Consider the following 24,472-nt stretch of genomic DNA (forward strand, 5'->3'; position numbering starts at 1 on the left):
TCAGGCCGCGTCCCGCTTCAGCGCCGCGAGGAGCTGCTCGAACAGCGCCGCGAGCGTGTCGACATGCGGCGCGCGCAGCATCGTGTAGTGGTCTCCCGGGACCTCGTGCACCGTGGGCGCGGTCGCGAGCCACGCACCCCAGCCGAGGTCCGGCGTCACCGTCACGCCTTCGAGCGGCGTGCTGGCCCGGATGAGCACGCTGGGCCCTTCGTACGGCGCGCCCGTGGGGACGTAGGCCCGCTGTGCGGCGCTCATCCGCTGATAGAGGGCGAAGAGCCGCTCCGCCGTGTCGAGGTCCAACGCCAACCCCGGGGAGGCGACCCGCGCCTGCTCCAGCAGATACGCCAGTCGCTCGCGCCCCTCGAGCCGCGTCAGTTGCTCCCGGTCCACTGGCAGCCCCCGCCACGGCAGCCCCAGGATGTGCGCGAACGAGACCAGCTGCGTGAGCGCCTCGGGGGCGGGGCGCGGCTCCGGCTTGGGCGCGTGGCTGTCGACCAGGACCAGCAGCTCCACCTGCTCACCCTGCGCCTGGAGTCGACGCGCCATCTCGTGCGCGACGAGCCCGCCGAAGGACCAGCCCGCGAGCAGGTACGGCCCCTTGGGCTGCACGACGCGAAGCTGCGACAGGTAGTCGCGCGCGAGGACCTCGACCGAGGCCGGAGGCAGCTCTCCCCCGTCGAGCCCGCTGGCGGAGAAGCCGTGGATGGGACGGCTCGGCGTGAGCCCGCGCACCAGCTCCGTGTAGCCCAGCGCGCTGCCGCCGCCGCCGTGGACGAGGAACAGCGGGCGCTCGGTGGACGTGCCCGCGTCGAGTCGCACGAGGTTCGGCAGGGCGCGCACTCCGGCTTGCTGCACTTCGAGCACGGAGGCCAGTCGCTCGATGCTGGAGCCCTGGAAGAGCGCGGTGACGGGGAGCGAGCTGCCCGTCCGCTCGCGAATCCGCGCCATCAAGCGGATGGCGAGCAGCGAGTGGCCACCCAGCTCGAAGAAGTCATCCGAGACGCCGACCTGGGGGACGCGGAGGACGTCCGCCCAGATGGACGCGAGCAGCTCTTCGGTAGGCGTGCGCGGCGCGACGTACGTCTCGGACGGTGCGCCGAGGACGGACTCCGGGGCCGGCAGCGCCTTGCGGTCCAGCTTCGCGTTCGCGGTGAGCGGGAGCGCGTCGAGCCGCAGCAGCGACGACGGCACCATGAACTCGGGCAGCCGCGACTTGAGGAAGGCGCGCAGCGACGTCGTGTCCACGTCGTCACCCACGAAGTAGCCGACGAGGCGCTTGTCACCAGGGACGTCCTCGCGGGCGATGGCCACGGCCTCCCGGATGGCGGGATGCGCGAGCAGGGCCGACTCGACCTCGGACAGCTCGATGCGGAAGCCTCGGACCTTGACCTGCGCGTCCGCGCGGCCGACGAAGTCCAGCAGGCCGTCATGCCGCCAGCGAACGAGGTCGCCGGTGCGGTAGAGGCGAGCGCCGGGCTCGGAGGAGAACGGGTCGGGGATGAAGCGCTCCGCGGTGAGCGAAGGCTGGCCGACGTAGCCCCGCGCGAGGCCCTCGCCGCCGATGAACAGCTCGCCCGTGACACCGACGGGGACGGGCTGAAGCGACGCGTCCAGGACCCGGACGCTCGTGCCGAGGATGGGGCGGCCGATGGGCAGCGTGGACCCGATGTCCTCCACGCCCTCGATGGTGAACATCGTGGCGAAGACCGTGGTCTCGGTGGGGCCGTAGGCGTGGCCCACGGGCACTCCCCACTCCGTCAGCGCGCGGCGGACGTGGAGCGGCGAGACGACGTCGCCGCCCGTGAGGACGCGCTGGAGCGAGGCGGGCGCGGGCAGACGGGCCTCGACGAGCTGCGCGAACAGACCACTGGTCGCCCAGAGCGTGGTGACGCCGTGGCGGGCGATGGCCTGGAAGAGCTCCTCGAGCGAGGGCGCGTGCGGCGGGAGGATGACCAGTCGCGCGCCGTGCAGCAGCGCGCCCCAGATTTCGAACGTCGAGGCGTCGAAGGAGATGGGCGCGAGCAGCAGGTGCGTCTGCTCGGGACCGAACCGCGTGTAGTCGGTGCCGATGAGCGTGCGGATGACGTTGCGATGGGTGCTGCCAACGCCCTTGGGCCTGCCCGTGGAGCCGGACGTGAAGTCGACGTAGGCGAGCGACTCCGGGAGGGCGGCGTGCGGCACGGCGTCGATGGACTGGTGCGCCAGTGAGACCTCGTCCAGGAGGACCGTGGTGAGGCCCTCCGCGGGGAGGTTGGGGAGCAGCGCCCTCGTGGTGATGAGGGCTCCGGGCCGCGAGTCCTCGAGCATGGAGACCAGACGCTCCCGCGGATAGGACGTGTCGAGCGGGACGTAGGCGGCGCCGGCCTTGAGGATGGCGACCAGGGTGATGACGAGCTCGGGTGAACGCTCGAGGGCGAGCGCGACGCGGGAGTCCGTGGAGATGCCGAGGGCGCGCAGGTGTCGGGCGAGCTGGTTCGAGCGCTCGTCGAGCTGTCGGTACGTGAGGCTCGTATCGCCGTGGATGAGCGCGACGGCATCGGGAGTCTGGGCCACGACGCGGGCGAAGACCTCCGGGAGCGTGGAGTCCGTGGACACTCGCGCGGGCGCCAGGGCCCAGGTGCCGAGGACGTCGCGGCGCTCGTCCTCCGTGAGCATGGTGTGCTCGGAGAGGGCGGCCTCGGGGCGCTGGGTGATGGCCTCGACGAGCTGCTCGAAGTGCCGGGCCAGGCGCTCGATGGTGGCTCGCTCGAACAGGTCCGTGTTGTAGCCGAGTCCTCCGAAGACGCCGTCCGGGGTCTCCGTCAGGTTCAGCTGAAGCTCGAACTTGGCGGTGGCGACCACGGAGCCCACGTCGACCGGGCTCAGCGTCAGCTCGGTCTTCTGGATGGAGGACTCGGGCGTGTTCTGGAGGACGAACAGGGCCTGGAACAGGGGGCTGCGGCTCAGGTCGCGCGCGGGATGCAGCTCCTCGACGAGTCGCTCGAAGGGGATGTCCTGGTGCGCGTAGGCGCCGAGCGCGGTCTCACGCACCTGACGCAACAGCTCGACGAACGAAGCGCGTGGAGTGATGCGGGCACGGAAGACGAGCGTGTTGACGAAGAAGCCGATGAGGCCTTCGACCTCGGAGCGGTGACGGCCGGCGATGGGCGATCCGACGGCGATGTCGTCCTGTCCGCTGTGCCGCGAGAGCAGCAGCTGCCACGCCGCGAGCAGCGCCATGAAGGGCGTGGAGCCTTCACGCTGGCAGAGCGCCTTGAGCTTCGCGGTGACGGCCTGGGGAATGAGGACGGGTTGCGTGGCGCCTCGGAAGGTCTGGAGCGGAGGCCGGGCCTTGTCGATGGGCATCGCCAACGGCTGGATGCCCGTGAGCTGGTGCCGCCAGTAATCGATTTGAGCGTCGAGGACGGGGCCCTGGAGCCAGGAGCGCTGCCAGACGGAGAAGTCGGCGTACTGGATGGAGAGAGGGGCGAGGGGAGAAGGCTTGCCGTGAGAGAAGGCGTCGTAGAGGGCAGCGACCTCCTGGATGAGGACACCCATGGACCAACCGTCGGAGACGATGTGGTGCATGTTGAGGGCGAGGACGTGCTCGGTGTCGCTGAGCTCCAGGAGCTGAGCGCGGATGAGCGGACCCGTGGAGAGGTCGAAGGGCCGCTGGTACTCCTCACGCAACCTTCGCTGGATCTCCGTGCGTGAGGACTCTTCGTCGAGTCCCCGCAGGTCGACCCGCGTCAGCGGTAGCTCTCCGTTCGGACTGACGCGCTGGAAGGGCTGACCGTCGTGCTCGAAGAAGGTCGTGCGCAGCGCTTCGTGGCGAGAGACGAGGGAGTCGAAGCTGAGCTGGAGGGCCTTCGCATCGAGTGGGCCTGAGAGGCGCACGAAGGAAGGCATGTTGTAGGTGGCGGAGCCGGGCTGGAGCTGGTCGATGAACCAGAGGCGCTGCTGGGCGAAGGAGAGGGGAAGAGGCCCGGTGCGAGGGACAGGGAGGATGGGAGGAGGCTGGGCGGTGAGGGCCTCGCGAGAAGCGGAAAGGATTCGCGAGGCGAGAGAGGCGACGGTGGGAGCCTCGAAGAGGGCCCGGAGAGGCAACTCGACGCCGAAGGAGGAGCGGATGCGGGAGATGACCTGGGTGGCGAGGAGCGAGTGGCCACCGAGGGAGAAGAAGTTGTCGGTGACGCCGACGCGCTCCAGGCGGAGGACGGAAGAGAAGATGGAGGCGAGCTTCTCTTCGGCGGGGTTGAGGGGAGCGACGAAGGAGGAGTCGCCACGCAGGGAGTCGACGTCGGGGGCGGGGAGGCGGTTGCGAGCGAGCTTCCCGGAGGGAGTCAGGGGCAGGGCCGCCAGGGAGACGAAGGCGGAGGGCACCATGTACTCGGGGAGGCGCTGGAGGAGGAAGGCGCGGAGGGCCTCGGAGTCGAGAGGCGAGTCAGTGCCGAGGACGACGTAGCCGATGAGGCGCTTGTCGCCCGGGACGTCCTCACGGACGACGGCTGCGGCGTCACGCAGGCCGGGAGCCATGCGGAGGACGGACTCGACTTCGCCCAACTCGACACGGAAGCCACGCACCTTCACCTGGAAGTCGAGGCGGCCGAGGAACTCGAGGGTGCCGTCGGCCTTCCAGCGAGCGGAGTCACCGGTGCGGTAGAGCCGGTCGCCGGGGATGCCACTGAACGGATTCGGCACAAAGGCGGCGGCGGTGGTGTCCGGCCGAGCCAGGTAGCCGTGAGCGAGGTGGGTGCCACCGACGAAGACTTCACCGGCGACGTCGATGGGGACGGGCTGGCCGAGGGAGTCGAGGACGTAGAGCTGCGTGTGGCCAACGGGGCTGCCGATGGAAGGCAGGCGAGGCCAAGCGGAGGGCGCACCGTCGAGACGGAAGGCGGAGACGACGTGGGCCTCGGAGGGGCCGTACTGGTTTTCAAGGACGCTGCCGGGGAGCTTCTCGAAGAAGGAGGTGAGGGTGGAGTTGACCTGAAGCTGCTCACCCGCGGTGACGACTTCGCGAAGCGAAGACGGAAGCGTCGCACCATGGGAGACGGAGTCGGCCATGGCCTGGAGTGCGACGAAGGGGAGGAAGAGCCGCTCGACCTTCTGCGCGTGCATGAAGTCGAGGAGGGCTGGGATGTCCTGGCGAAGGCCACCGAGGGGGAGGACGACGTGGGCGCCCACCCACCAGGAGGCGAAGAACTCCTGGATGGAGACGTCGAAGTTGAGGGAGGCGAACTGGAGCGTCACCGCGAGAGGGTTGGGTGACTGCCGGATTTGCCAGGCGAGCAGGAAGCTGAGGGCCCTGTGGGGCATGACGATGCCCTTGGGGATGCCGGTGCTGCCGGAGGTGTAGATGACGTAGGCGATGTCCTCGGGCGAGACGTGGATGGGGGGCGCCACCGAGGGGCGCAGGGCCACCGCGTCGGCCTCGGAGTCGACGAGGATGCGTCGGGCGGAGGAGGAGGCGGGGAGGACGGAGGAGAGGGAGGAGTGGGTGAGGACGACAGGCGCGCGGGTGTCCGCGAGCATGAAGGCCAGACGCTCAGCGGGGTAGTTGGGGTCGAGAGCGACGTAGAAGGCACCGGCCTTGAGGGTGGCGAGGACGGCGACGGCCATGTCGAGGGACTTGTCGAGGCAGATGCCGACGGCACTGCCAGGAGAGACCCCGAGGGCGAGCAGGTGGTGCGCGAGCTGATTGGCGCGAGCGTCGAGCGCGGCGTAGGAGAGCGAGCGCGTACCGTCAGACAGCGCGATGGCGTCAGGCGTGCGACGCACCTGTGCCTCCACCGGCCCATGCATCGTCGTGACGGCGTGCGACTCGCCCGACGTGTCATTCCAGGTGACGAGGATCTGCTGGCACTCCTGTGCATCGAGCATCGGCAGTCGCCAGATGGACTGACTGGGGTCGCGGACGGCGGACTGCAACAGCCGCTGCAAGTGCGCGCCCATCCGCATGGCCGTGGCCGGCGTGAACAGGTCGGTGTTGAACTCGAGCAGACCGCTGATGTCGTCGCCGTGGTCCGCGAGCAGCAATGACAGGTCGAACTTGGCGCTGCCGTGGGTGACGGTCATGGGGCCCGGCGCGGGGGCCGGCTCCTCACGACGGGCATCACCACGCGCCTGTCGCGGAGTGTTCTGCAGCGCGAGCATCACCTGGAACAGCGGAGAACGGCTCAGGTCACGCTCGGGCTTCAGCTCGTCGACGAGCTTCTCGAACGGCACGTCCTGGTGCGCGTAGGCCCCGAGCGTCGTCTCCTTGAGCTGAGCGAGCAGCTCGCGGAACGACATCGTCCCGGACAGTCGTGCACGCAGGGCGAGCGTGTTGGCGAAGAACCCGACGATGCCCTCCAGCTCCGTCTGCTGCCGGTTGGCGATGGGCGAGCCGACGACGATATCGTCCTGCCCCGAGTACCTCGCCATCAAGATGTGGAACGCGGCGAGCAGCCCCATGAAGGGCGTGACGCCCTCGCGCTTGCACAGCGAGCGGAGTGACTCGGTCAGCTCGGTGCTCAGGTGGACGGGCAGCGTTGCGCCGACATGCGTCTGCACGGGCGGCCGGGGTCGGTCGGTCGGAAGCTCCAGCGCATGGGGAGCGCCGGCGAGCTGCTGCCTCCACCAGGAGAGCTGCTGCTCCAGTGCCTCGTCCTTCAGCCAGCCGCGCTGCCACAGCGCGTAGTCCGCGTACTGGAACTCCAGCGGCGCGAGCGGAGACGGACGTCCCTGCGAGAACGCCTCGTAGAGCGCGCCCACTTCGCGCAGCAGGATTCCATTGGACCAGCCATCAGAGACGATGTGGTGCACCGTGACGAGGAGTACGTGGGTCTCTTCCGTCACGCGCAACAGGGACGCACGCAGCAGGGGCGAGCTCGTCAGGTTGAACGGCTTGCCGGACTCCTCGGAGGTCAACCGCCCCACCTCCGCGTCCAGCGCGGGACCCGTCAAATGTCGCAGGTCGATGACGGGGACCGATAGCTCGGCGTGCGGATGGATGACCTGGACCGCGGTGCCGTCCTCCTGCACGTGGAACGAGGTGCGCAGCGCCTCGTGTCGCTGCACCAGCTCCTGGAGCGCCCGCTCCAGAGCGGCCGTATCCAGGTGGCCATCGAGCACCTTGCCCGAGTGGATGTTGTAGGAGGCGTTGTTGGGTTCCAGCCTGTCGAGGAACCACAGTCGCTGCTGAGCGAAGGACAGCGGCAGCGGCCCGGTACGAGGCGCCGCCACCAGCGGAGGCCGTGTGTTGGACGGGCCCTCACTCAGTGCTGCCTCGACCCGCTGCGCGAGCTCCCAGATGGTCGGCGCTTCGATGAGCGCACGCAGGGGCAGCTCGACCTGGAAGGCCTTGCGGATGCGGGAGACGACCTGGGTGGCGAGCAACGAATGGCCACCCAAGGAGAAGAAGTCGTCGGAGACGCTGACGGCGTCGAGGTGGAGGACCTCTGCCCAGATGGAGGCGAGGAGCGTCTCGGTGGGGTTGCGAGGCGCGAGGAAGGAGTCAGTGGGCCCGGAGTCGGGGGCGGGGAGGGCCTTCCTGTCGAGCTTGCCGTGGGTGTTGAGAGGCAGGGAGTCCAGGGCGACGAAGGCCGAGGGCACCATGTACTCGGGGAGGTTGCGAAGCAGCTCGGAGCGGAGTGCCGAGGTGTCGATGGAAGCCGGGGTGACGTAGGCGACGAGGCGCTTGAGTCCCGGGACGTCCTCGCGGACGAGAGCGGCGGCGTGGTGGACGGAAGGGAGGGCTTCGAGAGCGGCCTCGACCTCACCCAACTCGATGCGGAAGCCGCGCAGCTTCACCTGGAAGTCGATGCGGCCGAGGTACTCGAGGTGGCCGTGAGGCAGCCAGCGGGCCTTGTCACCGGTGCGGTAGAGGCGCGCACCCGGCGTGGAGGAGAAGGGGTTGGGGATGAAGCGCTCCGCGGTGAGGTCGGGCCGAGCGAGGTAGCCACGCGCGACACCGTCACCACCGACGAAGAGCTCTCCGGGCACGCCGATAGGAGCGGGCTGGAGGGAAGCGTCGAGGATGAAGGTGGAGACGTTGGGAAGAGGAGGGCCGAGAGCAGGCCGAGAGGCGGAGGTAATAGGAAGCGCGGTGGCGTCGACGGTGGTTTCGGTGGGGCCGTAGACGTTGAAGGCGCGCAGGGAAGGCGAGGAGGAGAGCGTCGCCCAGAGGGAGTCGTCGATAGCCTCACCGCCGATGAGGACGCGAAGGGGCCGCTGAGAGGAAGCGAGGCCCTCGTCGAGGAGGAGGCGGAGGTGAGAGGGGGCGCAGTCGAGGACGTCGAGCTGGTGACGAGACAGCCAGGAGAGAAGCAGGGGGACGTCTTCACGGGCCGCCTGAGGGACGAAGCAGAGGGCGTGACCGAGAGCGAGGAAGACGAGCTGCTTGACGGAGGCGTCGAAGGAGAGGGGGGCGTTGAGGGAGATGCGAAGAGGGCGCTGGACGTCGGAGTAGATGGAGGAGGAGAGGGCGTGGAGGAGATTCACCACGGAGGAGTGGTGGATGAGGACGCCCTTGGGCCTGCCGGTGGAGCCGGAGGTGTAGATGACGTAGGCGGCGTGGGAGGGAAGCGAGACGCGGTGCGGATTGGAGTCCGGGAGCGCGGCGAGGGAGTCGAGCAGGGCCGAGTCGTCGAGGCACAGAGGCGTGGAGACGCCGGTGTCGAGACGAGGCAGGAGGTGGGAGTGGGTGAGGACGAAGGGGGCGCCGGAGTCCTGGAGCATGAAGGCCAGGCGCTCGCGAGGGTAGGCGGAGTCGAGGGGGACGTAGGCGGCGCCGGCCTTGAGGATGGCGAGGAGGGCGACGAGGGAGTCGACGGAGCGCTCCAGGCAGAATGCGACACGGACTTCGGGCCCGACGCCGCGGGAGCGCAGCAGGTGCGCGAGCCGATTGGCGCGCTGGTTGAGGGCAGAGAAGGAGAGGGACGCGGAGTCGTCGAGGACGGCGAGCGAGTCAGGCGTGAGGGCGGCCTGGGCCTCGAAGAGCTCGTGGAAGGCACCCTTCCAGGGCATCTCCCGGCGCGTCGAGTTCCAATCGACGAGCACGCGGCGGCGCTCCTCGGCGGACAACATCGGCAGCTCGCCCACGAGCGTGTCGGGGGCGTTGATGGCCGCCTCCAGCAGCGTGTACAGATGCCCCACCCAACGCTCGATGGTCGCGTCGTCGAACAGGTCCACCCGGTAGCTGAGCCCACCGGCCAGCCCGTCCGGCGTCTGTGACAACGTGAGCGTGAGGTCGAACTTCGTCGTCTGGTGGTCCTGCGCGAACGGCTCCAGATGCAGCGGCGGACTGTCCTCGGTCGCGCTCGCCACGGTGCGGCTCGCGACGGGGATGTTCTGGAGCGACAGCATCACCTGGAAGAGCGGCGTGTGGCTCAGGCTGCGCTGGGGCTTCAGCTCCTCGACGAGCTTCTCGAAGGGCACATCCTGATGCTCGTAGGCCGCGAGCGTCGTGGCCCGGACCTGGGCGAGCAGCTCACGGAATCGCAGTCCCGGACGGACCCGGGTGCGCAATACGAGGGTGTTCACGAAGAAGCCGATGAGCCCCTCGGTCTCCGTCCGCGTGCGGCCCGCGATGGGCGAACCCACGGCGATGTCGTCCTGCCCCGAGTAGCGCGAGAGGAGGACCTGCCACACGGCGAGCAGCGCCATGAACGGCGTGGCGCCCTCCTGGCGGCAGAGGACGGCCAGTCGCTCGGTCAGCTCCCGCGACAACCGAACGGGACGCGAGGCTCCGCGCGGATTGCGGACGGGCGGACGCGGCTTGTCCGTCGGCAGCTCCAGCAGCGGCGGCAGCTCACCGAGCTGCTGCCTCCAATAGGCGAGCTGCTGCTCCAGCACGTCGCCCTTCAACCACGAGCGCTGCCACGCGGCGAAGTCCGCGTACTGGATGGGCAGCGGCGAGAGCCGCGCCTCGACGCCCGTGGAGAACGCCTCGTACAGGGACGCGAGCTCCTGGATGAGCACACCCATCGACCAACCGTCCGAGACGGCGTGGTGCAGGGTGACCAGCAGCACGTGCTCCTCGGCGGCGAGGCGCAGCAACATGGCGCGCAGCACCGGCCCTCGCGCCAGGTCGAACGGACGCTGGGCCTCCTCGGTGGCGAGACGCACGGCGCGCTCCTCGCGCTCCTCGGTGGGCAGGATGCCCAGCTCCACGACGGGCAGCACGAACGCCCGCACCGGATGGATGACCTGGATGGGCTCACCGTCGCGCGCGAGGAACGTGGTGCGCAGGGACTCGTGACGCTCGACGAGCGCGGTGAAGGCGCGCTCCAGCGCCGCGACGTTCAGCGTGCCGCGGAGCCTCAGCGCCGAGGGGATGTTGTACGCGGAGCTGCCGGGCTCCAACTGGTCCACCAGCCACAGTCGCTGCTGCGCGAAGGACAGCGGTAGCTCCCCCGTGCGAGGCGCGGGCACCAAAGGCGGCGCCTGCGTCCCGGACTCTCCCCTCACGGCCAGGATTCGCGAGGCCAGGGCGGAGATGGACGACGCCTCGAACAGGGCGCGCAAGGGCAGCTCGACCTCGAAGGCCCTCCGGACGCGCGAGACCACCTGCGTCGCGAGCAGCGAGTGTCCACCCAGCTCGAAGAAGTCGTCGGCGACGCTCACCTTGTCGAGTCGCAGGACGTCCGCCCAGATGGCCGCGAGCAGCTCCTCGGTGGGGTTTCGCGGGGCGACGAAGGTGGACGAGGTGAGGGTGTCGGGCGCCGGCAGGGCCTTCCTGTCGAGCTTCGCGTTGGCGGTCAGCGGGAAGGCCGCCAGCGGGATGAGGAACGACGGAAGCATGAACTCGGGCAGCCGCTGCTTGAGGAAGGCGCGCAGGGCTGCCGGGTCGACGGGCGAGGACGCGGTGAAGTACGCGGTGAGGCGCTTGTCCCCGGGCACGTCCTCGCGGACGAGCGCGAGGGCTCTCGTGATGGACGAGTACTCACGCAGCGCGGCTTCGATCTCCGCCAGCTCGATGCGGAAGCCACGCAGCTTCACCTGCGAGTCGGCGCGGCCCAGGAAGTCGAGGGTGCCATCCGCGCGCCAGCGGACCAGGTCGCCCGTGCGGTAGAGGCGCGCACCCGACGACGCGGAGAAAGGGTCGGGGACGAACCGCTCGGCCGTGAGGTCCGGGCGGAGCAGGTAGCCGCGAGCGAGTCCCTCGCCGCCGATGAAGAGCTCTCCGGTGACCCCCGGAGCCACGGGTTGGAGCGAGGCGTCGAGGACGAGGAGCCGCGTTCCCTGGATGGGCCGACCGATGGGCAGCGTGGCGCCGATGTCCTCGGCGCGTGTGATGGCGAAGGTGGTGGCGAAGACGGTGGACTCGGTGGGGCCGTAGGCGTTGGTGACCTGCGCGCCCCAGGCCGTCAGCGCCTTGCGGGCGTGGACCGGCGAGACCACGTCGCCGCCGGTGAGGACGTGCTGTACCGTGCTCAGCCCCGGGAGCACCGCGTCCGCGAGCTGCGAGAACAGACCGCTGGTGGCCCACAGCGTGGACACGCCGTGCCGCGAGACGGTGAGTTCGATCTCCTCCAGCGACAGCGTGTGGGCCGGCGGCACCACGAGCCGAGCGCCGTGCAGCAGCGCGCCCCAGATTTCGAACGTCGAGGCGTCGAACGAGATGGGCGCGAGCAGGACATGGGTCTGCTCGGGGCCGAAGCGCGTGTACGTCGCGCCGACGAGCGTCCGCAGCACGCCAGCGTGAAGTGTCCCCACGCCCTTGGGCCTGCCGGTGGAGCCGGAGGTGAAGTCGACGTAGGCGAGCGACTCGGGGAGGGCCAGGGAGGGCAGCGGTCCAGCGGGCTGGGCGGAGGTGTCGACCTCCTCGAGGACCAGCGTGGTGACGCCTTCGGTCGGCAGCTTGGAGACCAGCGCGCGTGACGTGAGGAGCAGGCGCGGCTGGGTGTCCTCCATCATGGCGAGGAGCCGGTGCGACGGATAGGACGCGTCGAGCGGCACGTAGGCCGCGCCCGCCTTGACGATGGCGACGAGCGCGATGACCAGCTCGAAGGAGCGCTCCAGGGAGAGCGCGACGCGGTCATCGGTGGTGACGCCGTGGTGGCGCAGGAGCCGGGCGAGCTGGTTGGAGCGCTCGTCGAGCTGCCGGTAGGTGAGCGCCGTTTCGCCGAAGACCAGGGCGGGGGCGTCGGGCGCGAGCGCCACGGCGCGGGCGAAGGCCTCGGGAATCGTGGAGTCGACGGGGGCGCTCAGCGGCGCCGAGGCCCAGTCGACGAGGACCTGCCGGCGCTCGTCCTCCGTGAGCATGGCGTGCGCGGAGACCGGCGCGTCGAGGTTGTTGACGATGGCTTCGACGAGGCGCTCGAAGTGACGCGCCATGCGCTCGGCGGTGGCGCGCTCGAACAGGTCGGTGTTGAAGCTGAGGCCTCCGAAGAATCCCTCGGGGGACTCGACGAGGCTGAGCTGGAGCTCGAACTTCGAGGTCCCGCCGCTGATGTCCACCGGGCTCAGGGAGAGCTCATGCGTCTGGACACCCGAGGCCGGCGTGTTCTGGAGGACGAAGAGGACCTGGAACAGCGGGCTGCGACTCATGTCGCGCGTGGGCTGCAGCTCCTCGACGAGACGCTCGAAGGGGATGTCCTGGTGCGCGTAGGCCCCGAGCGCCGCCTCCTTCACCTGTCGCAGCAGGTGCGGGAAGGACGCGTGCGCGTCGACGCGGGAGCGCAGGACGAGCGTGTTGACGAAGAAGCCGATGAGCCCCTCGAGCTCCGAGCGGTGACGACCCGCGATGGGGGAGCCGACGGCGATGTCATCCTGGCCCGAGTAGCGGGAGAGCAGGAGCTGCCACACGGCGAGCAGGGCCATGAAGGGCGTCGCCCCTTCCTGCTGGCACAGGCTCTTGAGCTTCTCCGTGGTCGCGAGCGGAAGGGTGATGAGCGCCACATCGCCCGCGGACGTCTGGACGGCCGGACGCGGCTTGTCCAAGGGCAGCTCGAGCGTCGTGAGGTCCGCGAGCTGGTGCCGCCAGTAGTCGATCTGAGCGTCGAGGACAGGGCCCTGGAGCCAGGAGCGCTGCCAGACGGAGAAGTCGGCGTACTGGATGGAGAGGGGCGCGAGGGGAGAAGGCCTGCCGTGGGAGAAGGCGTCGTAGAGGGCGGCGACCTCCTGGATGAGGACACCCATGGACCAACCGTCGGAGACGATGTGGTGCATGTTGAGGGCGAGGACGTGCTCGGTGTCGCTGAGCTCCAGGAGCTGAGCGCGGATGAGCGGACCCGTGGAGAGGTTGAAGGGCCGCTGGTACTCCTCGCGCAGCAGACGCTCGACCTCGGCGCCGCGGACCTCGGGCGCGAGAGCCCGGAGGTTCACGTGTGTCACCGGTAGCTCCGCGTGCGGCGCGATCACCTGCAGCGGCTGGTCATCCTTCTGGATGAAGGAGGTGCGCAGCGCTTCGTGACGGGAGACGAGGGAGTCGAAGCTGAGCTGGAGGGCCTTCGAATCGAGTGGGCCTGAGAGGCGCACGAAGGAAGGCATGTTGTAGGTGGAGGAGCCGGGCTGGAGCTGGTCGATGAACCAGAGGCGCTGCTGGGCGAAGGAGAGGGGGAGGGGCCCGGTGCGAGGAACAGGGAGGATGGGAGGAGGCTGAGCGCCGAGGGCCTCGCGAGAAGCGGAGGAGATGCGCGAGGCGAGAGAGGCGACGGTGGGGGCCTCGAAGAGGGCCCGCAGAGGCAGCTCGACGCCGAAGGAAGAGCGGATGCGAGAGATGACCTGGGTGGCGAGGAGCGAGTGGCCACCGAGGGAGAAGAAGTTGTCGGTGACGCCAACGCGCTCCAGGCGAAGGACGGAGGAGAAGATGGAAGCGAGCTTCTCCTCGGCGGGATTGCGAGGAGCGACGAAGGAGGAGTCGCCACGCAAGGCGTCGACGTCCGGAGCAGGGAGACGGTTGCGAGCGAGCTTCCCGGAGGGAGTCAGGGGCAGTGCCGCCAGGGAGACGAAGGCGGAGGGCACCATGTACTCGGGGAGGCGCTGGAGGAGGAAGGCGCGGAGGGCCTCTGCGTCAAGCGGAGCGTCGGAGGAGAGGACGACGTAGCCGATGAGGCGCTTGTCGCCCGGGACGTCCTCACGGACGACGGCTGCGGCGTCGCGCAGGCCGGGAGCCATGCGGAGGACGGACTCGACTTCGCCCAACTCGACACGGAAGCCACGCACCTTCACCTGGAAGTCGAGGCGGCCGAGGAACTCGAGGGTGCCGTCGACCTTCCAGCGAGCGGAGTCACCGGTGCGGTAGAGACGAGAGCCGGGGATGCCACTGAACGGATTCGGCACGAAGGCCGCGGCGGTGGTGTCCGGCCGAGCCAGGTAGCCGTGAGCGAGGTGGGTGCCACCGACGAAGACTTCACCGGCGACGCCGATGGGGACGGGCTGGCCGAGGGAGTCGAGGACGTAGAGCTGCGTGTGGCCAACGGGGCTGCCGATGGAAGGCAGGCGAGGCCAAGCGGAGGGCGCACCGTCGAGACGGAAGGCGGAGACGACGTGGGCCTCGGAGGGGCCGTACTGGTTTTCGAGGACGCTGCCGGGGAGCTTCTCGAAGAAGGCGGTGAGGGTGGCGTTGACCTGGAGTTGCTCCCCCGCGGTGACGACTTCGCGAAGCGAAGAAGGAAGCGTGGCGCCATGGGAGACGGAGTCGGCCATGGCCTGGAGTGCGACGAAGGGGAGGAAGAGCCGCTCGACCTTCTGCGCGTGCATGAAGTCGAGGAGGGCTGGGATGTCCTGGCGAAGGCCACCGAGGGGGAGGACGACGTGGGCGCCCACCCACCAGGAGGCGAAGAACTCCTGGATGGAGACGTCGAAGTTGAGGGAGGCGAACTGGAGCGTCACCGCGAGAGGGTTGGGTGACTGCCGGATTTGCCAGGCGAGCAGGAAGCTGAGGGCCCTGTGGGGCATGACGATGCCCTTGGGGATGCCGGTGCTGCCGGAGGTGTAGATGACGTAGGCGATGTCCTCGGGGGAGACGTGGATGGCGGGCGCCACCGAGGGGCGCAGGGCCACCGCGTCGGCCTCGGAGTCGACGAGGATGCGTCGAGCGGAGGAAGAGGCGGGGAGGGCGGAGGAGAGGGAGGAGTGGGTGAGGACGACAGGCGCGCGGGTGTCCGCGAGCATGAAGGCCAGGCGCTCAGCGGGGTAGTTGGGGTCGAGGGCGACGTAGAAGGCGCCGGCCTTGAGGGTGGCGAGGACGGCGACGGCCATGTCGAGGGACTTGTCGAGGCAGATGCCGACGGCACTGCCCGGAGAGACCCCGAGGGCGAGCAGGTGGTGCGCGAGCTGATTGGAGCGAGCGTCGAGCGCGGCGTAGGAGAGCGAGCGCGCACCGTCAGACAGCGCGATGGCGTCAGGCGTGCGACGCACCTGGGCCTCCACCGGCCCATGCATCGTCGTGGCCGCGTGGTCGTGGCGTGAGGTGTCGTTCCAGGCGACCAGCGTGCGCTGGCGCTCCTCGATGCCGAGGAGCGGGAGCTTCCAGATGGACTGGCCCGGCTCGCTCACGGCTGCGCGCAAGAGGTTCAGCAGATGCGCGCCGAGTCGCTCCGCGGTGCTCCGGTCGAACAGGTCCGTGTTGAACTCGAGCAGGCCGCCGATGTCGTCGCCGAAGTCGCCGCAGAGCAGGGACAGGTCGAACTTGGCGGTGCCGCTGTCCACATGCATCGGCTGGATGGCGCCCGCGTCCTCACCGTCCTTCGGTCCAGTTGTCCGCTGCGTGTTCTGCAGGGCGAACATCACCTGGAACAGCGGCGAGCGACTCAGGTCACGTTCGGGCTTCAGCTCGTCGACGAGCTTCTCGAACGGCACGTCCTGGTGCGCGTAGGCACCGAGCGTCGTCTCCTTCACCTGGCTCAGCAGCTCGCGGAAGGTCATCCCGACGGACAGCCGCGCACGCAGGGCGAGCGTGTTGACGAAGAACCCGACGATGCCTTCGATCTCCGCCTGCTGCCGGTTGGCGATGGGCGAGCCGACGACGATGTCGTCCTGTCCCGAGTATCGCGCGAGCAACACCTGGAACGCGGACAGCAGCGCCATGAACGGCGTGACGCCCTCTCGCAGGCACAGGGCACGCAGCTCCGCAGAGAGCTGGGCTCCCAGTGCGATGGGAAGCGTGGACCCGTTGGACGTCTGGACCGGCGGCCTGGGCCTGTCCGTGGGCAGCTCCAGCGCGTGCGGTGCGCCGGAGAGCTGTTGTCTCCACCAACCGACCTGCTGGGACAGCGCCTCGTCCTTCAGCCAGCCACGCTGCCATGCGGCGTAGTCCGCGTACTGCAACTCCAGTGGAGCGAGCGGTGACGGCAGGCCCTGCGCGAACGCGCCGTAGAGCGCTCCGACCTCGCGCGTGAGGATGCCGTTGGACCAACCATCCGAGACGATGTGGTGGACGGTGACGAGCAGGATGTGGCGCTGCTCGGACAGCTGGAGCACGGAGGCTCGGAGCAGCGGTGCGTGGGCCAGGTCGAACGGTTTCTGCGCCTCGGCCTGGGCCTGTCGCAGGGCCTCGGCTTCCCGCTGGGACTCGGGCACGTGCCGCAGGTCCACGACGGGGACGGACAGCGTCACATCCGTGTGGATGTGCTGCACGGCCTCGCCATCCGCCTGGACGTGGAAGGAGGTGCGCAGGGCCTCGTGTCGCTGGACGAGCGTGCGCAGCGCACGCTCCAGCGCATCGAGGTCCACTCCGCCGTGGAGCTGGATGGCCGAGGGGATGTTGTAGAAGGGGCTACCCGGCTGGAGTCGATCCAGGAACCACAGTCGCTGCTGCGCGAAGGACAGCGGCAGCGGTCCCGTGCGAGGCACCACCACGAGCGCCGGCTTCTCGTTCGCAAGCCCTGACTGCTTCTCGACCTCGATGCGCGCCGCGAGCGATGCCACCGTGGGCGCCTCGAAGAGCGCGCGCAGGGGCAGCTCGACCTGGAAGGCCTTGCGGATGCGGGAGACGACCTGGGTGGCGAGGAGGGAGTGGCCACCCAAGGAGAAGAAGTCGTCGGAGACGCTGACGGCGTCGAGGTGGAGGACCTCTGCCCAGATGGAGGCGAGGAGCGTCTCGGTGGAGTTGCGAGGCGCGAGGAAGGAGTCAGTGGGCCCGGAGTCGGGGGCGGGGAGGGCCTTCCTGTCGAGCTTGCCGTGGGTGTTGAGGGGTAGGGAGTCCAGGGCGACGAAGGCCGAGGGCACCATGTACTCGGGGAGGTTGCGAAGCAGCTCGGTGCGGAGTGCGGAGGTGTCGACGTCCGAGGGGGTGACGTAGGCGACGAGGCGCTTGAGTCCCGGGACGTCCTCGCGGACGAGAGCGGCGGCGTGGTGGACGGAAGGGAGGGCTTCGAGAGCGGCCTCGACCTCACCCAACTCGATGCGGAAGCCGCGCAGCTTCACCTGGAAGTCGATGCGGCCGAGGTACTCGAGGTGGCCGTGAGGCAGCCAGCGGGCCTTGTCACCGGTGCGGTAGAGGCGCGCACCCGGCGTGGAGGAGAAGGGGTTGGGGATGAAGCGCTCCGCGGTGAGGTCGGGCCGAGCGAGGTAGCCACGCGCGACACCGTCACCACCGACGAAGAGCTCTCCGGGCACGCCGATAGGAGCGGGCTGGAGGGAAGCGTCGAGGATGAAGGTGGAGACGTTGGGAAGAGGAGGGCCGAGAGCAGGCCGAGAGGCGGAGGTAATAGGAAGCGCGGTGGCGTCGACGGTGGTTTCGGTGGGGCCGTAGACGTTGAAGGCGCGCAGGGAAGGCGAGGAGGAGAGCGTCGCCCAGAGGGAGTCGTCGATAGCCTCACCGCCGATGAGGACGCGAAGGGGCCGCTGAGAGGAAGCGAGGCCCTCGTCGAGGAGGAGGCGGAGGTGGGAGGGGGCGCAGTCGAGGACGTCGAGCTGGTGACGAGACAGCCAGGAGAGAAGCAGGGGGACGTCTTCACGGGCCGCCTGAGGGACGAAGCAGAGGGCGTGACCGAGAGCGAGGAAGACGAGCTGCTTGACGGAGGCGTCGAAGGAGAGGGGGGCGTTGAGGGAGATGCGAAGAGGGCGCTGGACGTCGGAGTAGATGGAGGAGGAGAGGGCGTGGAGGAGATTCACCACGGAGGAGTGGTGGATGAGGACGCCCTTGGGCCTGCCGGTGGAGCCGGAGGTGTAGATGACGTAGGCGGCGTGAGAGGGCAGCGAGACGCGGTGCGGATTGGAGTCCGGGAGCGCGGCAAGGGAGTCACGCAGGGCTGAGTCATCGAGGCACAGAGGCGTGGAGACGCCGGTGTCGAGACGAGGCAGGAGGTGGGACTGGGTGAGGACGAAGGGAGCGCCGGAGTCCTGGAGCATGAAGGCGAGGCGCTCGCGGGGGTAGGCGGAGTCGAGGGGGACGTAGGCGGCGCCGGCCTTGAGGATGGCGAGGAGGGCGACGAGGGAGTCGACGGAGCGCTCGAGGCAGAAGGCGACCCGGACTTCGGGCCCGACGCCGCGAGCGCGAAGCAGGTGCGCGAGCTGATTGGCGCGCTGGTTGAGGGCAGAGAAGGAGAGGGAGGCGGAGTCGTCGAGGACGGCGAGCGAGTCAGGCGTGAGAGCGGCCTGGGCCTCGAAGAGCTCGTGGAAGGCACCCTTCCAGGGCATCTCCCGGCGCGTCGAGTTCCAATCGACGAGCACGCGGCGGCGCTCCTCGGCGGACAACATCTCCAGCTCGCTCAGCCGTGAGTCCGGCGAACCGAGCGCGGCCTCGAGCAGCGTTCCGAAGTGCTCCACCATCCGGATGATGGTGGCCTCCTCGAACAGGTCCGTGCGGTAGCCCAGTCCGCCTTCGAGTCCCTCGCCCAGCGTCAGGGTGAGGTCGAACTTCGCGCTCGGGGCGCCCGAGTCGAACGCCTCCAGGCGCAAGGGTGCCTTGACCTCCGTGCTTCCACGCACCTCCATGCTCGTCGTCGGCGCGTTCTGCAGGACGAGCATCACCTGGAACAGCGGCGAGTGGCTGAGCGTGCGGTGGGGGTTGAGCTCCTCGACGAGCTTCTCGAAGGGCACATCCTGGTGCTCATAGGCGGACAGCGTGGTGCGCTTCACCCGCGCGAGCAGCTCACGGAAGCGCAGCGACGCGGGGACCTGCGTGCGCAGGACCAGTGTGTTGACGAAGAAGCCGATGAGTCCCTCGGTCTCCGCGCGCGTGCGGCCCGCGATGGGTGAGCCCACGGCGATGTCGTCCTGCCCCGAGTAGCGGGACAGCACCACCTGCCACACGGCGAGCAGCGCCATGAACGGCGTGATGCCCTCTTGCTGGCAGAAGGCCGCGAGTCGCTCCGCCACGGAGCGAGGCAGACGCACGGGGACCGTGGCCCCCCGGTTCGTCTGCACGGGAGGCCTGGGCTTGTCCGTGGGCAGCTCCAGGAACGGCGGAGCGTCCGCGAGCTGCTGCCTCCAATACGAGAGCTGCCGCTCCAACGCCTCGTCACGCAGCCACGCACGCTGCCACGCGGCGAAGTCCGCGTATTGGATGGGCAGGGGCTCCAACTGCGAAGCCCGTCCGTTGAGCTTCGCGGAGTAGAGCTCCGCCAGCTCACGGAGCAGCACGCCCATGGACCAACCATCCGACGCGATGTGGTGCACCGTCCCCACGAGCACGTGCCGCTCGGCCTCCAGCTTCAGCAGGAGCACGCGCAGCACCGGGCCGCGCTCCAGGTCGAACGGGCGCGAGGCCTCTTCGCTCACCCGTCGGTGAGCCTCGTCGAGCCGAGTCACCTCGGGATGCGACTGGAGATCCACCACGGCCAGGTGGACCGGAGAGGAGGCGTGGATGTGCTGACGCGGAGCGCCCTCGTGCGTCACGAACGTGGTGCGGAGGGCCTCGTGTCGGTCGACGAGCGCCGTGAAGGCACCCTGGAGCGCCACCACGTCGAGCGGCCCCTGAAGGAGCAGCGCGAGCGGGATGTTGTACGTCGAGCTGCCCGGCTCCAACTGGTCGATGAGCCACAGGCGCTGCTGGGCGAAGGACAGCGGCAGCTCTCCCGAGCGTGGCACCGGCACCAGCGCGGGTGTCTTCGTGCCCGCGGACGTGCCGGAGGTCTGCGCGAGTCGAGCGGCGAGCGTGGCGACGGTGGGCGACTCGAAGAGCGCGCGCAGCGGCAGCTCCAGGTCGAGCGTCCTGCGCACGCGGGAGACCACCTGCGTGGCCAGCAGCGAATGTCCGCCCAGGGAGAAGAAGTTGGCGGTGACGCTGACCCGGTCGAGCTGGAGGACCTCGGCCCAGATGCCGGCGAGGGCCGTCTCGAGCGCGTCACGCGGCGCGACGAAGAGCGTGTCCTCGGCGCTCTGCTCCGGAACGGGCAGGGCCTGCCGGTCGACCTTGCCGTTGGGCGTCAGCGGCAGGGCCTCCAGGGGCACGAAGACCGTGGGCAGCATGTACTCGGGCAGGTGCTCGCGCAGCGCGGCCACCAGGGCCACGGTGTCGACCGCCCCGGGCACGAGGTAGGCGACGAGTCGGTGCTGGCCGGGCACGTCCTCACGCACCAGGACGACGGCGTCGCGAATGCCCGGTTGAGTGCGGAGCGCGGCCTCGATCTCCCCCAGTTCGATGCGCAGACCGCGCAGCTTCACCTGGAAGTCGGTGCGGCCGAGGTACTCGAGCTGTCCCTCGGCGAGCCACCTCGCCCGGTCACCCGTGCGATAGAGCCGCGCCCCGGGCGTGGAAGCGAACGGGTCGGGGATGAAGCGCTCCGCGGTGAGCGCGGGCCTGCCGAGGTACCCGAGTGCCACCTGCGCGCCGCCCAGATACAGCTCGCCCGGGACGCCCGCGGGCACGGGGTGCAGCGCGCCGTCCAGGACGTAGGCACGCGTGTTGGCGACCGGGCGGCCGATGGGGATGGAGCCTCCTGCCACGGCCTCGCCCACGACGGTGGACGTCGAGTCGATGGTGACTTCCGTGGGGCCGTAGAGGTTGACGAACCGGGTGCCCACGAGCTGCTCACGGACCCTCGATGCGAGCGACGTGGACAGCGCCTCGCCTCCGCAGAACAGCCACTTCAGCGACGTGACACGCGACAGCGAGGGCTCATCCAGCGCGAAGCGCAGCAGCGACGGAACCAGTTGGAGCACGGTGATGCCGTGCCGGATGACGGAGTCGAGCAGCAGCGCGGCGTCGCGGTGTGCATCCCGCGGCGCGAGGACCAGCGGCGCGCCGACGAGCAGCGGCGCCCAGCACTCCCAGACGGAGGCGTCGAAGGCCAGCGGCGTCTTGAGGAGGACCTTGTCCTGGGCCGTGAGCGGGAAGGCCTCGAGGAACCACGCCATGTGGTTGGCGAGGGCTCGATGCGGGATGAGCACGCCCTTGGGCTGACCCGTGGAGCCGGACGTGTAGATGACATACGCCGGCGCCTCGGCCTCGTGACGCGCGGAGAGCGGCTCGGTGGATTCGCGCGCGAGGGCCTCCTGGTGCTCCGCGGAGTCCAGCCGCTCGGCCGTGACACCTTCGGGCAGCAGGTCGAGCAGGGACTCCTGGGTGAGCACCAACCGCGCGCCGCTGTCGCGGAGCATGAAGGCCAGGCGCTCGCGCGGATAGTCGGGCGAGAGCGGGAGGTACGCGGCGCCCGCCTTGAGGATGGCGAACAGGCAGACGGGGAGCTGGAGCGTGCGGTGCGAGAGGAGGGCGACGAAGTCTCCCTGCTTCACGCCACGGGAGACCAAAAGCCGCGCGAGCTGGTTCGCGCGCGCCTCGAGCTGACGGTACGTGAGCGCTCCGTCATCGGAGAGGACCGCGACGGCCTCGGGCGTGAGCCGCGCCTGCTGTTCCACGAGCCGGTGGACGCAGGGCTCCGTGGGGATGTCCCAACGCGTGTCGTTCCATTCGACCAGGACCTTCCGCTGCTCGTGCGCGGTGAGCAGCGCATGGCCGGCGATGGGGGCGTCGGGGCGCGAGACGAGGGACTCGACCAGCTGGGTGAAGTGGAGCGCGAGCCGCTCGATGGTGCCGTGCTCGAACAGGTCGGAGTTGTAGCCGAGCGAGCCGGCATATCCGTCCGGCAGCTCCACGAGGTTGAGGTTGAGCTCGAACTTGGACGTGGTGTCGTCGATGTCGACGGGGCTGAGTGTCAGCTCCTGCTTCTGGATGGCCGAGGCCGGCGTGTTCTGGAGCGAGAACAGGACCTGGAACAACGGGCTGCGGCTCAAGTCACGCGCGGGCTGGAGCACCTCCACCAGACGCTCGAACGGCACGTCCTGATGCGCGTAGGCGCCGAGCGCGGACTCCTTCACCTGCTTGAGCAGGTGCTGGAACGACGCCTGCCCATCGATGCGCGCGCGGAAGACGAGCGTGTTGACGAAGAAGCCGATGAGGCCCTCGAGCTCCGCGCGCTGACGGCCCGCGATGGGAGAACCGACGGTGACGTCGTCCTGGCCCGAGTAGCGCGACAGTAGCACCTGCCACGCGGCGAGCAGCACCATGAACGGCGTGGCGCCCTCGCGCTGGCACAGCTCCGCGAGCTTCTTCGCCGTGGTGGCCGGCAGGAAGACGCCGACATTGCCACCGCGCGAGGACATGACCAGCGGCCGCGACTTGTCCGTGGGCAGGTCCAGGGCCGTGACGCCGGCGAGCTGACGGCGCCAGTAGGAGAGCTGTCCCTCCAGCACGTCACCCTGGAGCCAGGCGCGCTGCCAGATGGCGTAGTCGGCATACTGGAGCGTCAGCGGCGGCAGCGGTGACGGCTTGCCGTGCGCGAAGGCGTCGTAGAGGGCGGCGACCTCCTGGACGAGCACGCCCATGGACCAACCGTCGGAGACGATGTGGTGCATGTTGAGCGCGAGCACGTGCTCGGTGGGTGACAGGGCCAGGAGCTGGGCGCGGATGAGCGGCCCGGTGGACAGGTTGAAGGGGCGGGCGAGCTCCTCGAGGAGCAGGCGCTTCACCTCAGCGTGGGCCTGTGTGGATTCCAGGGACTGGAGGTCCACTCGGGCCAGCGGCAGCTCGCCGTGCGGCGCGATGCGCTGGAAGGGCTGGTCGTCCTGCTGGAAGAACGTGGTGCGCAGCGCCTCATGACGCCGCACCAGCTCGTCGAAGGCGCGCTGGAGCGCCGCCGTGTCGAGCGGTCCCTCCAGCCGGACGAACGACGGCATGTGGTACGCGGCGCCGCCGGGCTGGAACTGGTCGATGAACCAGAGGCGCAGCTGGGCGAAGGACAGCGGCACCGCGCCGTCGCGCGGCACGGCGACGAGGGGAGGCGCGCGGCCGGCTCCAGGTGTCTCGTCCTCGATGCGGGCGGCGAGGGCGGCCACCGTCGGCGCCTCGAAGAGCGCGCGCAACGGCAGCTCCAGCTCGAACGCCGAGCGGACGCGCGAGATGACCTGCGTGGCCAGCAGCGAGTGCCCACCGAGCGCGAAGAAGTTGTCGGTGATGCTCACCCTCGGCAGGTGCAGCACGTTGGAGAAGATCTCCGCGAGCTTCTCCTCCCGGGGCGTCCGGGGCGCGATGAACGGCGCCTCGCGCTCCTGCTCGCTCACCTCGGGCGCGGGCAGCTGGCGGCGCGCCACCTTGCCGCTCGGCGTGAGGGGGAGCGCCTCCAGCGTGACGAACGCGGAGGGCACCATGTACTCGGGCAGGCGCTGGAGGAGCGCGGCCCTCAGGGCTTCGAGGCCCGGCGACGCGGACTCGGCCGCGGGCACCAGATACCCCACGAGGCGCTTGAGGCCGGGGACGTCCTCGCGGACCGTGGCGGCCGCATCGCGGATGCCCGGGAGGGCGCGCAGCGCGGACTCGACCTCGCCCAGCTCCACGCGGAAGCCACGCAGCTTCACCTGACCATCCAGGCGGCCGAGGAACTCGACGGTGCCGTCCGCCTTCCACCGCGCGGAGTCGCCCGTGCGATAGAGCCGCGCGCCCGGCGTGGGACTGAACGGATGGGGGACGAACTTCTCCGCCGTCAGCTCGGGGCGGCCCGCGTACCCCAGCGCGAGGTGGGCGCCGCCGATGAACAGCTCGCCGGGAACGCCCACGGGCGTCGGCTGTCCGAGCGCGTCCAGCACGTAGAGCTGCGTGTGCGGCAACGGGCCGCCGATGGACGGCAGCCGGGGCCAGGACGCGGGAGGGCCCTGGAGTCGGAACGCCGAGACGACGTGCGTCTCCGATGGGCCGTACTGGTTCTCCAGGATGCAGCCCGGGAGCCGCTCGAAGAACGCCACCAGCGCGGGCGTCACCTGGAGCTGCTCACCGGCGGTGACGACTTCGCGCAGCGCGACCGGCAGCGTGGCGCCGTGCGCGACGGCGTCCGAGATGGCCTGGAGCGCGACGAAGGGGAGGAAGAGCCGCGCGACGCCCTGCCGGTGCATGAAGTCGAGCAGCGCGGGAATGTCCTGACGCAGTCCTCCCGTGGGGAGCACCAGCGTGCCGCCGGCCCACCACGTGGAGAACAGCTCCTGGCAGGAGACGTCGAAGCTGAGCGACGCGAACTGGAGCGTGGTCGCCGAGGGCACTGGCGACTGGCTCAGCTGCCACGTCAGCAGGTGGCTCAGCGCGCGGTGCGGCAGCGCGACGCCCTTGGGCCTGCCCGTGGAGCCCGACGTG

1 protein-coding gene (cut by a window edge) is annotated in these 24,472 nt (G+C 69.8%); it reads right to left on the reverse strand.

The genetic code is table 11. From position 1 onward, the window contains the following. Nucleotides 1-24,472, reverse strand: partial view of a non-ribosomal peptide synthase/polyketide synthase gene (locus AC6JA9_RS14470; RefSeq protein ID WP_497959955.1) — the 3' portion only. 9,113 nt of this gene lie beyond the right edge of the window; only the last 24,472 of its 33,585 coding nucleotides appear in the window; the start codon falls outside the window, past its right edge; its stop codon occupies nt 1-3.

Source organism: Myxococcus sp. MH1 (genome assembly GCF_059738865.1).